The 15,162-nt window shown below is 39.7% G+C and carries 15 protein-coding genes; 9 read left to right on the top strand and 6 right to left on the bottom strand.

The genetic code is table 11. The features are described from left to right. Positions 1-9: 9 nt before the first annotated feature. Genes R7P74_RS17680 through R7P74_RS17655 form a run of 6 tightly spaced genes read right to left on the bottom strand, consistent with a single transcriptional unit; the run spans position 10 to position 3,729 of the window. On the bottom strand, positions 10-786 hold the full coding sequence (locus tag R7P74_RS17680) for a TfoX/Sxy family DNA transformation protein (RefSeq protein ID WP_025633992.1): 777 nt from the start codon (positions 784-786) through the stop codon (positions 10-12). 6 nt (positions 787-792) lie between these two features. Beyond that, positions 793-1,671, bottom strand: coding sequence for a hypothetical protein (locus tag R7P74_RS17675; protein ID WP_025633994.1), 879 nt, complete (start codon positions 1,669-1,671; stop codon positions 793-795). Continuing rightward, positions 1,668-2,288 carry a DotI/IcmL/TraM family protein gene (locus R7P74_RS17670; RefSeq protein ID WP_025633995.1) on the bottom strand — a complete coding sequence of 207 codons (621 nt, stop codon included), beginning with the start codon at positions 2,286-2,288 and terminating at the stop codon, positions 1,668-1,670. Before R7P74_RS17670 ends, R7P74_RS17675 begins: the two co-directional genes overlap by 4 nt. Further along, positions 2,285-2,974, bottom strand: coding sequence for a DotI/IcmL family type IV secretion protein (locus tag R7P74_RS17665; protein ID WP_025633997.1), 690 nt, complete (start codon positions 2,972-2,974; stop codon positions 2,285-2,287). The genes R7P74_RS17670 and R7P74_RS17665 overlap by 4 nt, the downstream gene beginning before the upstream one ends. A gap of 9 nt (positions 2,975-2,983) precedes the next feature. Next, positions 2,984-3,361 carry a hypothetical protein gene (locus R7P74_RS17660; protein ID WP_025633999.1) on the bottom strand — a complete coding sequence of 126 codons (378 nt, stop codon included), beginning with the start codon at positions 3,359-3,361 and terminating at the stop codon, positions 2,984-2,986. Between the two features lie 5 nt (positions 3,362-3,366). Then, positions 3,367-3,729: a hypothetical protein gene (locus tag R7P74_RS17655; RefSeq protein ID WP_025634000.1), complete on the bottom strand. Its 363-nt coding sequence runs from the start codon at positions 3,727-3,729 to the stop codon at positions 3,367-3,369. 708 nt (positions 3,730-4,437) lie between these two features. Here R7P74_RS17655 and R7P74_RS17650 point away from each other — a divergent pair. The 9 genes from R7P74_RS17650 (at position 4,438) to R7P74_RS17610 (ending at position 15,116) form a co-directional block, all read left to right on the top strand. Continuing rightward, on the top strand, positions 4,438-6,060 hold the full coding sequence (locus R7P74_RS17650) for a secretion/conjugation apparatus DotM-related subunit (RefSeq protein ID WP_025634005.1): 1,623 nt from the start codon (positions 4,438-4,440) through the stop codon (positions 6,058-6,060). A gap of 1 nt (position 6,061) precedes the next feature. Continuing rightward, a complete protein-coding gene (locus R7P74_RS17645; protein WP_025634006.1) occupies positions 6,062-8,776 on the top strand; it encodes a type IV secretion system DNA-binding domain-containing protein in 2,715 nt (904 codons plus the stop codon). A gap of 59 nt (positions 8,777-8,835) precedes the next feature. Beyond that, positions 8,836-9,912, top strand: a complete 1,077-nt coding sequence (locus tag R7P74_RS17640) for a DotH/IcmK family type IV secretion protein (RefSeq protein ID WP_025634007.1) — start codon at positions 8,836-8,838, stop codon at positions 9,910-9,912. 12 nt (positions 9,913-9,924) lie between these two features. After that, positions 9,925-11,565 carry a DotG/IcmE/VirB10 family protein gene (locus tag R7P74_RS17635; RefSeq protein WP_203347292.1) on the top strand — a complete coding sequence of 547 codons (1,641 nt, stop codon included), beginning with the start codon at positions 9,925-9,927 and terminating at the stop codon, positions 11,563-11,565. A gap of 52 nt (positions 11,566-11,617) precedes the next feature. Continuing rightward, positions 11,618-12,973 carry a hypothetical protein gene (locus tag R7P74_RS17630; RefSeq protein WP_025767068.1) on the top strand — a complete coding sequence of 452 codons (1,356 nt, stop codon included), beginning with the start codon at positions 11,618-11,620 and terminating at the stop codon, positions 12,971-12,973. Continuing rightward, positions 12,970-13,377 (top strand): hypothetical protein, encoded by a 408-nt coding sequence (locus tag R7P74_RS17625; protein WP_025634011.1) that lies wholly within the window; start codon positions 12,970-12,972, stop codon positions 13,375-13,377. Before R7P74_RS17630 ends, R7P74_RS17625 begins: the two co-directional genes overlap by 4 nt. Positions 13,378-13,379: 2 nt before the next feature. After that, positions 13,380-13,766 (top strand): hypothetical protein, encoded by a 387-nt coding sequence (locus R7P74_RS17620; RefSeq protein ID WP_025634012.1) that lies wholly within the window; start codon positions 13,380-13,382, stop codon positions 13,764-13,766. Between the two features lie 75 nt (positions 13,767-13,841). After that, positions 13,842-14,249 (top strand): hypothetical protein, encoded by a 408-nt coding sequence (locus tag R7P74_RS17615; RefSeq protein ID WP_025767067.1) that lies wholly within the window; start codon positions 13,842-13,844, stop codon positions 14,247-14,249. Between the two features lie 351 nt (positions 14,250-14,600). After that, positions 14,601-15,116, top strand: coding sequence for an SMI1/KNR4 family protein (locus R7P74_RS17610; protein ID WP_203347280.1), 516 nt, complete (start codon positions 14,601-14,603; stop codon positions 15,114-15,116). Positions 15,117-15,162: the final 46 nt, after the last annotated feature.

Raw genomic sequence — 15,162 nt, 5'->3', positions numbered from 1 at the left:
GGTTATTTTCTAGCTGTAAAACATATAAGTCAGAGGGGCGTATCCTCTAATTTTGGCGAAAAAATTATAAGAATCAACTAAGCGTTGTTTGGTATCGTTAGATAAGTAAGGAACTTGAGTATCCTCTCTTAAGCAATGTAGCTGAAATAACAAGCGTACCCCTTTATAGCTCTTCGAGTTTCCACTTTTGATCTTATGGAACAAAACATTTAAGTCTGCCTTCCTTAACTCTGATTGCTTATTTATACCGATATCTTTTAGTGACTTAAATATTGTAGGACTGAGGCTAGGCATTGCCGATATATCTAAATCCTCACTTTGTTGTTGTTTTTTTATTGCTGCATTTAGCATGATCTTTAACTGCATTATTGTCTCCACAGCTTGCTGATCTGATACTTTTTCTGAAAGATAGCGCTTCATAAGAAGTCTTGAGGATCTAGAGCTATTGGGTACAGAAATAGGGTACTTTTTACATAGATAAAACCCGTATGATTCGAGTGACTCTAGTAATGGGGAGTCTGTTTCTTGTGGTACATAGATATTGAGAACACCCTCACGCTGGTTAGCTATCATGTATCCACAGTAAGTGAATTGAAACTCGCCAAATGAAGGTCGGCTAAAGACCCCTTCAATTGGCTGAAAAAGGTCTCTATAGTAGTTTGGAGCTTTTGCCAACGCTTTTTTAGTTTTTGACTTTCCTTTGCGTGATTTATGTAAATTTTTTTGCAACAAAGACGGTTGAAAGTTTCTCGGGTTAACTTGAAGCTCTTTATTTTGACTTTTCATGTTCACTCACTCGATATCGCGTATTTTGAAGATAGAAACAGGGAACTCTTTGTTGAAAGCAGATTCTCTGATCATCTCAACTTGCCACAAGGTGGGAGAAGAGACAGAAACTTTCTCCATCGTATAATGCATCTTAAGTTGGTAAATCCAGACAGCGCGGCTACGCATAACGCCGCTGCCAGGTACGGCTTCACGCTGAGCTATTGCTTTGTTCAAAAGTTTAATAGAGCTTGTGTCTACGTGGAGTAATGCAGAAGTCTGGTATTTCTTCATTATATTTATATAGTTACTTGCTCTTAGAAGCTCAATAAATATGTCTTGGGTGTCTGTTTCAGAGTCCAAATGGTTGGACTTGCACCTAGACAGTACTGTTGCTGCATTTAAGTAGTTCATTGAAAAACAGTCTTTAAGGCTATCAACTAGATATTCACGAACTAATACTTCTGACTCTTCTTCAGAGTAAGTTTCGCCAGGGTTTCTTTCTTGGTCCTTAGTCGGCAAGATATGCTTATCTGTGGGTATTGGGTATACAGCAGTATCACTTGTCGTTGATGCAATAAAGTAGTTTGTTGAAGTAATCTTTGTGGTATCTATGAACAGGTTCAAGGCGTATAAAAATGCAACAATAGCTAAGAAAAATAAAACCAGAGCGTAGTATGGAGATCGCTGGACAGACTTAAAATTGTCATAGATTAAATTATGACGTTTATCTGTTTCAAACACGGCATCGTGGTTACGGTTAACCTCGCTGGAGGGTATTGATTGGCAACTAAAGGTATCCCCTTTAACAAAGCTATCCTCAGTAGACTTCGAACTTTGTCTTCCTGTTAACGGAGTCTTCCCCAAAGCTGTACTAATAAAATTGAATAGGTCTTTAACGTTCATCTAAAAACCACCCTGTCGATGAGTAATGAACTTGCGTTATCCGCTCTAGGTTCAGGTAGAACTGTGTAGTGAGCAATGAATGAGGTTGTTTGGTCTCCTGATACCGATTGGACTGTTACCATTATCGGAACCTCAACTACCCAAACTAAAGGCTTACCAGGTTTGTTCTTTAAGGTAACGATAGGATCGTAAGGAACAACAACGTTAGCCTTACCTTCTGACATAAGAATCGCCTCAATCATAGGGTCAGTAGGATAAACATTGAACAGTGATGTGGCGGCTATTGGCGCAAAGTGCTTTTCAATACAGTTGGCATAATCGTTATCGCGTTCACCGTTCATTAGGTGTTGAGCGGTTTTATAATCGACGGTATAGCATGAGCTCACCATACGACGAAGAAACCTGACAACCTTCTCGTCTGTATAGCGTGGGTCACGTGATACAAAGGCCCTTGTGTAACCACCATTACCATCAGAATAAAGAAAAACTCTATCCGGGTTCCCTAATAGTTCTTCATTGAATTCGGAAAGTTTAAAAATAGCTAAAACAGATAAAACGATAGCAAGCACAAATGGCCAGTCGAATTTAAGTATGCGAATAAGTCGTGGAATATTCATAACCAATCAACATCCCAATTAGAAGAACTTATGATCTTAACTGCACTTGCCCCCTTACCCTTTGGCACACGTTGTAAATCAAGCCAGAAAGTTACATTAGCGGCCTGGTGCCTTTGATTCTGAATAGCCTCGAGCTCAGTTTCAGTTGCGTCTTTAACCTTCAAAGATTTTTTCATAATCTTGCCCTGAACTTTAACTCGCCATACCCAGTAGGCATCTTTTGTGAATCTTCCATCAATTTTCCCGTCAACTGTGCCACTGTATTCCATAAAAGGCGCTCGGGTAGGGTAAAACTCAATAATTTCTTTATTAGAGAAAATGGTTGATAAAATTTCTGCTTCTTGAACTGCGCTTGAGAATGACTTCCAGCCAGAAGTAGTAAAGAATAGTAATGCTGATTCTGTCATAGACAATTCATAACTATCGAAAGATAGAGAGAGTGTGTTGTACATAGCTTCAGTTACAAAATCCATAACTTCAGAGTCAGAAAAAAGACGGTCACTTAATGGGACCTGAGGAACTATTCGGGTAATGCCCTTATCGTTGTAAGTGGGGATCTTGTAGTAACCAGATTTATTTGTTGTAAGAGTGTTTAGTGCAAACTCTAAGAAATAGATAATGACCACCAGCACTACGAAACCAGATAGGAGCCCTCGATGATTCTTAATTACGGATGAGCGAAACATATCCTTCCTCTAATCCAAGTTACCGATGCGTACAGGCTTGCCAGTAGGCTCAATCCTTGCGTCATGGGAGGTAGCGCTGATATTTATTCTTTCAAGCAGGTAAAAATTAACCAGCGAACCAGTCAATAAAAGCAGGGTGAGGCCCCACGTAATTGAAGTCAGTGCAAGTAAAGCCTTAGTTGCTCTATTTGCAACATAAGGGTTTCTATTGACACCCAATTCAGCCAATTTCACACCCATTATTCTGCGCGCTGGTCTTGGCTTTATACTTGGTATCTTTTCTAGGCGGCTTCTGACTTCTCCTGGGATGGGAGAAGACCCTGCATGGATAATTAACTCGGCAGATTGGGTAACTGATTTAAAGCCAACAGACTCTTCGTTTTCCATTACATTTATCCTATTAGTTGTAACCTTTCTATTTCCTTGCGCAGATAGGAAAATTCAACACCATCAATCTCTATCGTTTGTTGGTATGACTGGGTTGAGCTTTTAAACTTTTCTAAAAGCTCTGTTAATTCAATGGAATCTGTAGAGATTGATGAGTTAACAAGGAAGCAGCGATCGAGGGTGTCCAACTCTGGATGGTTACTATCGACAATAGAGACAAGAATACTCAAAACAGGTTTGTAGCTATCAGCCGAAGATAGTTGTAACTCAGCAACACGGCGTCCATATTCGACATTCGAGATAATGCATAAAGTTTCTTTTTCTTTTTGAGAAAACAAAATGACGTTGCTTCCTAACAGTGACTCCAAACTACTACTACCTATGACATATTTTATAATCACAAAAATATATGTCTTTTACGGATGAAAAGCAATGCCATATTTTTGGTTGTTTGGTTGTTTGGTTGATTTGATTTTGAGGGTTGACCGAGATGTTAGATTTGGTTGTTTTCGTTTAGCTAAAACCATTCCATCCGTTGATAAATTTGCTATGATGTGAAAAATATATGCCTTAAATGGATTAAAAGCAACGGTGCAAAAATGTTAACTTTAATATTTCTACAGTATCTTTCATTACTCTTAATGCCTGTTTCAGGTGGAGTTTCTCTTCTTGCTCCGGTACTTAGTTTATTCGTCACATATATCGGAATGTGGAAACAGTTCAGAACGATACATCCAGTACTTAAGTCACATTTAGTAGGGCAAGCGATTGTCGGAGCTTCGGTCATATTTTGTGTGATCAGTATCGTCTTAACCTTCGAAATAACTCAAGCTATGCAATCGTTAACAGCTTCCGACAAGAACTTTTCGGCAAAAGTTTTAACGACTTTCGGATGTGTTGTCTTCCTCTATTACTACTTCGTCATAACCGTAAACTTTATACTTCATCGAAAAGGTCTAAGGGCACGGCTTGTGTTACCCATTCCATTGACCAAAGGAAAGTATGATTCTCTAAAAATGATTCTTAAAGAGCGACGTATTGATGACACAAACATAATTTTTAAGGATTCCTAAGTTATGAGTCAGCGTACGCCAGAAAAAGAATCAGAGTTGAATGCTTCAGTCGCCCTAGCTCTAGCATTAGCAATAGGTATGGGTTACGGGGTTTACGCGCACTTTTTCCACATACTTGCTTTTGTGTGGAGAATGCTAAAGATAGCTCAGATGTTTACATTTTTTGCTTTTGAGAACCTCGTGGTTGTAACTACCTCTTGGCTAACAGGATTTCAAGGATGGGGGTTTAAGGAGGGGCTATATCAAATATTAGAATTGCATTATACGATGATTACACCCGAGTATATTGGAGCTTACGACTCTATTTTCGGAAATATACTTAAATGGCCCTTCGCTTTAGCTCTGATCTACTTAGGTTGTAAAGAATATTCAATACGCTCTAAAACCAGAAAAGAACACAACGTTGAATCAATGATACGGGCTGCTTCCAAGGTTCATCCTCATTTAAAACGTATAGTACCGCCCAACTTCTACGATAAATTGATGGGATATTCCATTGGCTGGATGTTTCCTAAATATAAAGAACGTTTAGAGGGTGAAAACCCTTGTGACTATTCACATGATTACAATTTCGAAAATCGCTCTGACTATGAAAACCGATACGCTATGGGTGTATCTCCTTACGAAATGCTCACAGCAAATCCTCCTTTGGGTGTCACATTAGATGAAATAGAACGTGACAAAGAAATGCAAAAAGAAACGGGGTTTGTTAGCAATTTTAGGCCTATTTGTTACTTCTATTACTGCGAGAACCCGAAAGACTCAACAATAGAGTTTTGCTCTCGAACAGCGACTATCAGCTTAGAGAGGCTTCTCCTCTGTCCTTTACCGCAACAACTACATTCGGAAGATAAACTAGCACGGTTGTTTGATGATAATGGGAAAACCATTCCAATTGAATATGTAGATAAACAGGGTAATGAAGCGGATAAGTTTAAGAGAGGAGGAGCGATAATAGGTGGCTTTCGTCCAACAACTTTATTGAATGATGGCGTCCCTTACGCTGGCAGTATCGAAGACACAATACTTTTATTTAACGGTATTGAAAGAAAGGTTCTTACACAGCTTAAGGAAAAAATGGATGGAAAGACAACCCGTACATTCGAAGAAATCCTCTATGCAATGGTAACAAAGAAGCATGCTTATTCTACTACTGTAATCTGGGCGTTGATGCTTCTCTTTAAAGATGTAAACCGTATTGCAGGAAACGAGTTTACTTGGGTAACTAAGCATGACCGAAATTTAGGAATGGTATTGCAGTCTATCGGCAGAGAAACACCTTTCTTAGAAGCAAGTGGTACTCGCTCGCATTTTCTTATGGAAAGAAAAGCCGGATTTCGAATGACAATTCCAAGTGTCCTAGGAGCAGTGCAAGACCTTCACATTAATGCAGAGAGAATATTAACAGCAGGTAAGAAAGGAGAAGACCTCCTGAACATGGATGAGGATGAATTTAGTAGATTATTTGATCTCAGCGAGATAGAGAAAAAGGCTGATGGCCGAGAGAATGAGGCAAAACAGATTCTAAAGTCACTAGGTGTCGATATAGAAAAGGATGAGAAAGTCTTCAATGACCCTTATGAGGATATTCCTGAGTTAATGAAGCAGTACAAGGAAGTTGATTAGTATGGCCAGTTTTAAGAAGCAGTCGGTTCTAAACACAAACCCTGAACTGAATAACCCAGAGCTCTTTCATCGTGATTCTCGCACTATGTGGATGCGAATACAGTCAGCAGTAAATGTGTCATTTCCTTTATTAATTGCTGCATGCGGGATTGCTTTGTTTATGTTCCCTCAAAATGGGGACTTTATTTTTGCATTTGCAATTTGTCTGAAGCTTACAAACTCAAGAGAGAAGCATGAATATCCTTTTGACGCGCCGGAGTGGGAGCAGTTTATTTCAAAAAAGGAGTCGTTAAAAGACGCAGTTAAAGCTGGCCATCTTATTCCCCAGCGTAAAAGAGGAAACGGTACATTAATATTCGGGTTTGAATTTTTTCTACGTAGGTTACTCGTATCCAACCCGGATATGGAAACAAGACATACACTCGTCATGGGCAGTACGGGCTCGGGTAAAACTGTACTTATACTGACATTGCTATTTCAAGCACTTCTCCAGCCAGGAGGAACATCAGCAGTCATAGTTGATGGTAAGGCGGATATAAAATTGTTTTGGACAATTTTCGCTATCTTGAAACGATTAGATAGACTCCACGATTTGTTGGTTCTCAATTTTCTGACTCCCATGGACTCCTTAGATACTACTAACATGCACGACGACGATCGCATTTCGAATAACATGAATATTCTAAATGCGGGAACCCCTGACCAGATGAAGACTATAACCATGGGGTTAGGGCGTGAAACGGATGGAGGGGATAGCTCTTTTTGGGAAGGTCGTAGTTCTACTATGATTGGGGGAGCATATCAGTATCTTGCTTACGAAAGGGATGTGGAAGGCTTAGATTTAAACATCGAAGTGGTTCGAAACTTTCTTGTCATTAAAACTATGCTCAAAAAGGCAGCGCGAAAAGATGTGCCTTTAAAGTACCGACAACCACTCCAGCAGTATTTAAAAACCTTGCCTTCTATTAGTGATGCCATATTTGATATGACTGAGGAACAGATAGACAACCTTGATCTTAATAGTAAAGCAGATGAACAGCACACATATTGTGTGATGATGATTAGTGAAACCATGGCTGACTTGAGTGAAACCATGGGGCATATATTCGTGACAAAACTTTCGGAAGTAAATATGACGGATGTATGCTTAGGGGGGCGAGTATTATTAGTTCTGCTTCCTTCCATTGCCAAAAACCCAGATTCCGTTGCAGCATTGGGTAGGCTTCTATTGCAGGGATTACGGCCTATTTTAATGAGAGCTGCTGGCTATAAGCTACAAGGTTCTCGAATTACTACAGTAGACAATAGACCTTCCAGTGCTAGATATCCTGTACGACTTTTCTTTGATGAGTACGGAATGTATGCGGTTAAAGGTTTTTACATGATTGTTGCCTTGGTTCGTTCATATGGTTTTCACGTTCTTTTTGGAGCTCAGACAGCCGGAATGTTCCAGAAGGTTTGCGGCCGGGATGAATATGAAGCACTAATGGGCAACTTAAACAATAAATTCATTCTTAAAAATGAAGACCATGGTGAATCGTTACAGTTGGCGCTTGGTCGAACTGGCAAGGTATTTGGTTCCCGTCAGGATAGAATAGAGAATAATTTGGCTGGGGCGGTCCATGATAACGATGATGTCCGAGTAGAAGAAAAAGATACTGTAAACGCTAAGATGCTTGCTAGTGCTGAACCTGGAGAAGGCTTATACATTTTTGGTGGTGATGTATACCCATTCCGAGCATTAAAACTCGACTTCCCAGATGTAGAAACTTCTCGTTTGAACTATTTTGCTCAGGTGCTTGAGCCTTCTGACGATGAGGTAGAAACGGCTAAGAGGCAGCAGTTAGTAAAATCCAATGAATATGTTCAACAGGCCAACGATTATATCGATAGCAATGTCGAAATGTTGGAGTTCTTAGAGCTAAAAAATAATCTAACTGAAGTAAGAGCATTAAACCTCACTGAAAACATCTCTAAACAAATGATGATGGCTATTGGTTTAGGGATAATTAAAGAAGACGCAACGTTGATAACGGAGAGCGCCATTGAAGAAGTCGAAGAAATACGACCTGAAGAATCATCAGTAGATGTATTCGATGAAGAGCTTGTTGGTCTTGCACAAACAGATGCTGAAGTACAGATTATGGGCTCTATGGAGGCTTATAATGAAGAAGTTTCAGCCTTTAATGATGAGCTCGATTTTAATGACTTTGAAAACACCTATAGTGATGAGGATTGGCCAGAAGAAGAACACGATTTTGATTCAATTATGCAGTACAACAACTTCTATGCCGAAGGTCCCTTTGAGCACAGTACTAGCGAAGAAGTTGTTTCGCCACCAGCATATTTATCCACTCAAGATTTAGGTACGAACGAAGAGACCTCCGAAGTAGACCTTGCTAATTTTGACAATGATGCATACGGCGAGTTGGATATCGCTTATAACAGTAGATATGTTTCATCTAACCTATCAGATCCATTTCTTGAAAGCGCTCAGGAGAACAATAAAGGCACTATCTCTGGTACTACTATAGATATAAATTTGTTAGCTGGTTTAGATGAGCCTAATGCTGAAAGAGCCACAGAGGCGGCGATCAATCAAGTCAAGGACATATTGGAATATCCTAAAGAAGAACTCCAATCAGAGCCTCTCGGCGACGAAGAAGTCAGTGATATTGTAGAGAAAACACTACAATCGTTAGGTTTGTCTGAGTAGGGTTGTTTTTAATACACAAATGAAATATATTTACGCTTGTTAAACTTCAAGGATTACCAATGCACTCAAGAAACATCTCCTCTCTGAAAGCCTATTTCCGCTTAACAGTAAGTGCGGTGGTGTTGTCATTGTCGGCGTTTTCTCAAGCTAATCAAACTAACCAAGTTAGTCATGCTGCAATTGCGGATGCATTGTTAAAGAAATATGGAAGTATAGAAAATATATTGATTAACATGCGTGAACTTGAGGTGTATGAACAAAATGCAATTCAGACGTACATAACAGATCTAGAATACTCGAAACTCCAGAGTAATTACCAAAATAGAGACAGACTTGAGATACTGAGGGCTGAGAATAAAAAGAATGACATCATTAAAAGTGAGAAAATGAACTCCGACCCTGCTTTTATTGAAAGGATGCGTAAAATAGAAAGGCAGAGGCTAATTGCAGAAAATAAACTTTTAGTAAGGCCCCCGGAAAGTCTAATTGATACGATTAAATTCGATCCTTCACTACCTCAGGAGTTAATTTTGCAGGTGTACCCTGGCTTCCCTGGGTCTATTTCATTTTTCGACCAGACAGGAGCTCCTTGGCCTATTGTATATGTTAAGCTAGGAGCTCAGGGAGCCTTCGAGGCTGGAAAAACACCCGGTAACGCATATAGCTTGGAAGCTCGTTTACCTGGAGTAACTCATTCGGGCTGGTTTCAGCTGAAGGGTTTAGATACAACTATTCCTTTCATGATTAGTTCTGAAAAAACAGATTACTACAATTCTCGAAGACAAGTGATCATTCCACTAATTGGCCCGAACGCCAAGCCAATACAATACCGTTCTACTTCAAGTGTAGATCTTGATAAAGCTGGTCCAGAATTCTTTTCTTTTCTTTCAGGTACGACAACAGGTGTGCCTGGTGCCAAAGAAACTAAATTGCAAGGAATCAATGGCCAAGCCTATTTATATAATGAATTTGTTTATATCAGAACAACAGCCATTTTAAGAAGCAAAGGTAGCTCTTTGGTAAGAGAGGGAAGTGTCGGTGATTACAACCTTTACAAGCTTTACCCCCGTTCATTCTATTGGTTTAGCGATGGTCGACAGAAAGTAAAAGCGTTTGTGGATACAAGTGAACTATAAGGCTTCTCACCGATGAAATTAAAAAAAATAGCAATCGTTGTAGGTTTGTTTGTAGTAGCCGCCGGAGGGATTGGATACGCAATCTATATGGCTTCCAATCAAGTTACAGAAGACCTTTCGGGCAAAGGTGATAAAACAGCGGGTAGACCTGTCGTTAAAACTGACGATGTGATTAAGAACTCAACTGATGGGACAATCAGTGTTCCTGAAAATTCACCTATCGCTAAAGAAACCGAAGAAAGGGAGAAGAACGCGCGTAAACAGGCTGCTACTAATGGCGAGAGCCATATCAGTAAAACTCGCGTACAAGAATCAGCAACGGGACCAGATACAAAAACCGAAGTTGACAAGCCTAAGTCGCAGGAGGTTGATCCCCTGGGGCAAGAAGTTAAGTCTGGCAAAGATGCTGAGTCTAAAAAGACAAATTCAGATACAGAAGAGAATAGTGCAGGTAGAGACGTAAAATTACCGTTGCCTAAACAAGATATAGAAACTTCAAGCCAGCTAGAAGATCTCCGAAACGAACTAGCAACGACTAAAATGAGTTTAAAGGCTCAAGAAATAAAGAATCGAAACGACAAAGCCGATGCTGAGCGACAGCGGTTGATACAATTAGAAGCTGAGCGACAAAAAAAGATATCAGAAGGTGCACAAGCATTATTTTCAGGTCTCCCTTACGCACCAGATACAGGCGAAAAGTACAAAATCACTTATAGTAAGAAGGCTGACATTTATAGTAAAACATCACAGTTCGTTTTTGACCCGAGTGATGCAGAACAAGAAGTGGCCTCAGCATTGTATCGTTCTGATGGAGGTCAGACTCAAATGGGGATTCATCCTAATTATTATAAGAAAGAAAACACAGTTGGGTATACGGACAATGAAAAAGAAACCTCTAATGAAAAATATAGACAGCCACCAGTTGAAGTAGACCAAGAGTCTATAGTATTTGATGCAGGTGAGTTGGTTTATGCCCGTACCACCTTGCCTATCGACTCAGACATTCCTGGCCCAATCAGAATTCGTTTATTAACCGGAAAAGCAGAAGGTAGTATTGCGTTCGGTGAAATGGAGCTTATAGAACAAGCTCCAGGTGTTGCCTTAACTGTAACGTCTGTTATTAGAGATGGGAAACAAATCCCTGTAAAAGCTTGGGTATTATCTGCTGAAACTGAAAAGGCGCTTATAGAAGGTGAAGTAGACCACCATTACATCCAGAGGTTTGGTGGCATGTTTGCTGGTTTGTTTATGACAGGTTTTTTGGATTCACTCATTGATACGACAGTGACAACATCAAATGGGGAAACAACAACTTCGACAGGTGCGATTGATAATACGAGAGACAGAATTGTTTATAGTATCGCCAAAGCTGCACAAGGCTTTTTACCTATCCTATACGATAATGCGAGAAGACCTGTTCAGGTAGAGATACCGAAAGGTCAAACTATGTACTTATTGTTTGAGAATCAAGTACAAGAAACGGATGAAATTCAAACTCCGAATCAGAGCGATCTTCTCAAGATGATGGCGGAGCAAAATAGACTAACAGAAGTTAATTCCGAAGAAACTGACCTAAGCTCTGAAATTCGCAAATCGAATATTGGGCAAAATGTATCAATCCCGAGTGACAACAAAACTCGTTTATGGAATTAATTTAGATCTTTTATATAATACATTATTCAATTAAAAACAAGGAGCGATCATCATGAGCGATAACGAAGCTCAAGACGCAAATGCTGGCAAAGCGAATAAAAGCCAAAGCAGCTCAGCAAAGCCAAAAGTAAAGTTACTCGTTTATGTCGTAGGAGCTACTTTGCTTGTTGGTGGTGCTAGTTTAGCTGCACATAAAATGGGTTTGATACCAGATTTTGGAGGCCCTTCCAAAGTAGAAGAAATACAAAAGCTAGAGAGAAATCTTGAGCGTGAGATCACCGCTCTCAGGCAATCATTGCCTGAACTCATTAAGACTGAAATAGATGTGATTACTAAGTCTGAAGAGTTTGGTGCTATCACTGAATTACAAAGACAAGAAATCGCTCAATCAATCATTACTAAAATAGACATTCCTAGCAAAGTAAAGGATGAATTTGGTAAGCAAAAAAGTGAGATTGTGAAGTCAACCTCGAAAGCTGCGTCACAGAATATTACACAGACGATCAGTTCGACCTTACAGCAACAAATTGATGACTCAATTACAATGAGATTGAAGCCATATCATCAATTTAATTCTGCTCAAGAAACTTTTAACGTTAGTTTAACCAATAGATTGGATAAATTGGAAAGCGATGTAAATTCATTTGAAGGCGAGTTTGCTAAATTAAACAATAGCCTTTCAAACGGACATACGAAAGCAGCGCGAAGTAGTGAGCGTAAACGCTTAAAAGAATTCAACGTTGTGGATGAGATTGCTGAGGGGGTTTTTGCTGTACGTGCACCAGATAGATCCGATAACTCTCCACATTACATCACTCTTTACAAAAGTGAGCCGTTCAAATCAAAAATTGGCAACCATAAAGTCACCAACATTAAAGGTGAGGGAGAAGACGGAGTTTTACTTATTGGCAGCAAATACTTTATTGATAAAGAACGCCAGGAGTACACGCCGACTGAACTAGCCAACCTTCGACGCTCTCAGCAGTCTAAAAAGAAAGTTGTAAAACCTGCTAAAGAATCGATTACAAAGCCAACGGCAGTACAGGTTGCTAAGACTACCACCCAACATATTGGTAAAAATACAGAAGTAAATAGCAAAGTAGTACAGCCAACGATGGCAATAGCATCTAGCTCGACTGTAGTACAGCCAATAGAAGCGCCAAAAATGGTAGTTCCAAGTACGGGAGTAACATACAAGGATGGGCGAATTCTTCTTCCTGACTACGCAATGATCACTAAGTCGCAGGACCTAAACAGTGCGCTAGTCGTAAATCTTACCAAGACCTCTGGCGAAAGAACTATTTCCGTAGAAAAAGGAAAATACTACGACTTCATTGGAACTGTTAGAGAAATCTCGGCTGACGGAACAATCTGTTCAGATACTTACTGTATTGGAGCGCTTCGATGAAAAAGTGGTATTGGATGTTTGTTTACACATTATCCAGTAGTTCATTCGCTTCAGAAACGCATAACTCCACCATTGCAGATGGCGGAATAAATGTAATTAAACATGTTCGACTTTGGATTGCAGTTCTCTGGAATTTGAGAGCAGTACTTGGCCTCGGTCTTGTCGTGTTTGGTTTCATCGGTTGGTACAAAGCAAACAAAGCGGATAATGATGTTTCTGTTCTATGGCCAATATCCTTCTCAATAGCTGGCGCATTATTAACTTTCCACGGTGGTTTAGATCTAGTGGGTGAGGTATTTACCTTTAGTGACACAGTGGACCCAATAACACTCGACTCATCTGGTCGGGCAAACCTCTCTTCTAACACAACTTATATCTTCGATGAAGGAGATAGCACGGAGTAACTATGAATAAACTAACGAAATGGTCCGGTGCCCTGGGTATCGCTCTAGCACTAACCTCTGTAACTACGATGGCAGCCAATGAAACAAAGCTAGAGCAAGCTGCAAAAAACGTGGATGCAATTTCAGCTGCAGGTGGTAGTGCTACATATACCATAGGCTTATGGATTGGTATTGCAATGATTGTCATTAGCCTTGCAACCTGGGCATGGAATAGCCGAGAAAGCTCACCACAAAGTAAGGGCGTAGGAAAATTCGTTCTAATCTGTGGTATAGCAGGGGCCGCTTTGACTTTCCCAAGTGCTTACATAGCAATGTTCGGTGAGGCAGCAAGCATCTCAAGTGCTGATGAGTCTGTTGATTATCGTGACCTTCAAAACGTAAACAATTAGATAAACATACACAACCCCACTATCGAAAGCGTTAATAGATCGTGGGGCTAATTTTATCATCTACAAGGAACAAAAATGAAGAAAATACTACTTATGGCATCGACATTATCAGTTATTGCTGGCTGTGCTAATCAAACCGAACTAAGTGAACCAACAGTAGAGAACCCATCTTACCAATATCCTGGCATATCCAAGATATTATCAATTGATTATTTCGAAGTGGATAAAGGGACATCAGTTGCTCTTACGGAATATTTAGATAATCAAGATAGGTTTTGCTTCCAATGGGTTTCGTCAGCAAAGAAAGTAAATGGTGAAACAAAAAATGAGCATTCAATAGAAGCGAATATTTCTGTTCATTGCGGAGGATACGAGATTAGACAAGTTGATAATAAAGGTGGTGATTACGTTTCTACTGATATAAGAGCCGTTAACAAGTATAAGAATCGTGAAGGGTTATTCGTTCAAAATCTAGAGATGTAACATTTATTTTATTAAAATTCTAATCTACCAGTTTTACACTAATGCGCGCAACACGGTGATGAGCAGTCAAAACTCTCCGACCCAAATATGCCCATGAAACAGAGAAATTTAGAAGTTAGGAAACGGCTCTTTCTTTGCTCATACTCGCTCAAGTTAACCGCATTTCGCATTACCTCTAATTAATAGGGGTAATACGAGTTTCCTATGTTCCGCATAACTAGTACTCATTCTAACTAAGACTTCTGGTATTTGAGTTGGAGCAGTGCAGAAGAAATAGATTAATACCATCGCTTCGATTTTGAAGCTTATTCTTTCAAACCCGAAGATTACAATGAAAACGAGGGAAAATTAATGTTCGAGCAAGTAAGAAAAGAAATACTTAATAAAGCACCACTAGTTGCTGATGCGTTCTTAGAGCCAGCGTCGGAAGAAGAAATAAATTTGCTTCGCTGTAATGTGGGTAGAGAGCTACCACAAGATTTAGTTGAACTGTACAAAACATCTAAAGGGCAGGACCCCGAGAAGCAAGCAAATTTTGCTTATGGCGTCGCTTTACTCTCTATCGGACAGACCTCAAGCCTTGTAGAAAACTATAGCCATGATGGTGATGGAAACGTACTCAGTTATACCGATAAAGGTATAGATAAAGAGTATACCTTCGGCAAAAGTAGAATCCCAATTGCGGATGACTGTTCATCTTGTTTAATTTGCGTTGATTTAAGTCCAACAGAGGAAGGTAGTTTCGGACAGGTAATTCTCATAGATTATGACTACAAGGTCGCTTTAAAGCTTGCCGATTCTCTAGCTGAATTAATTTCTAACTTCAAGAAGGATTTAGAGCCTATCCCAAAAGGAATTATCGTATAATATAATGAATAACGATAATTTCTGAGGGCAACGTATGGCAGGCAAC

The sequence above is a fragment of the Vibrio sp. 2033 genome, assembly GCF_033339735.1.
Note: the sequence above shows the minus strand (reverse complement) of the source record. Positions and strands in the feature narration are given on the sequence as shown.

Bases quoted from the DNA above. Each gene is read 5' to 3' on its own strand.
- R7P74_RS17625 (WP_025634011.1), top strand. From the start codon at position 12,970: ATGAAAAAGTGGTATTGGATGTTTGTTTACACATTATCCAGTAGTTCA.
- R7P74_RS17620 (WP_025634012.1), top strand. From the start codon at position 13,380: ATGAATAAACTAACGAAATGGTCCGGTGCCCTGGGTATCGCTCTAGCA.
- R7P74_RS17665 (WP_025633997.1), bottom strand. From the start codon at position 2,974: ATGTTTCGCTCATCCGTAATTAAGAATCATCGAGGGCTCCTATCTGGT.
- R7P74_RS17640 (WP_025634007.1), top strand. From the start codon at position 8,836: ATGCACTCAAGAAACATCTCCTCTCTGAAAGCCTATTTCCGCTTAACA.
- R7P74_RS17680 (WP_025633992.1), bottom strand. From the start codon at position 786: ATGAAAAGTCAAAATAAAGAGCTTCAAGTTAACCCGAGAAACTTTCAA.
- R7P74_RS17615 (WP_025767067.1), top strand. From the start codon at position 13,842: ATGAAGAAAATACTACTTATGGCATCGACATTATCAGTTATTGCTGGC.
- R7P74_RS17660 (WP_025633999.1), bottom strand. From the start codon at position 3,361: ATGGAAAACGAAGAGTCTGTTGGCTTTAAATCAGTTACCCAATCTGCC.
- R7P74_RS17670 (WP_025633995.1), bottom strand. From the start codon at position 2,288: ATGAATATTCCACGACTTATTCGCATACTTAAATTCGACTGGCCATTT.
- R7P74_RS17630 (WP_025767068.1), top strand. From the start codon at position 11,618: ATGAGCGATAACGAAGCTCAAGACGCAAATGCTGGCAAAGCGAATAAA.
- R7P74_RS17610 (WP_203347280.1), top strand. From the start codon at position 14,601: ATGTTCGAGCAAGTAAGAAAAGAAATACTTAATAAAGCACCACTAGTT.
- R7P74_RS17645 (WP_025634006.1), top strand. From the start codon at position 6,062: ATGGCCAGTTTTAAGAAGCAGTCGGTTCTAAACACAAACCCTGAACTG.
- R7P74_RS17635 (WP_203347292.1), top strand. From the start codon at position 9,925: ATGAAATTAAAAAAAATAGCAATCGTTGTAGGTTTGTTTGTAGTAGCC.
- R7P74_RS17675 (WP_025633994.1), bottom strand. From the start codon at position 1,671: ATGAACGTTAAAGACCTATTCAATTTTATTAGTACAGCTTTGGGGAAG.
- R7P74_RS17650 (WP_025634005.1), top strand. From the start codon at position 4,438: ATGAGTCAGCGTACGCCAGAAAAAGAATCAGAGTTGAATGCTTCAGTC.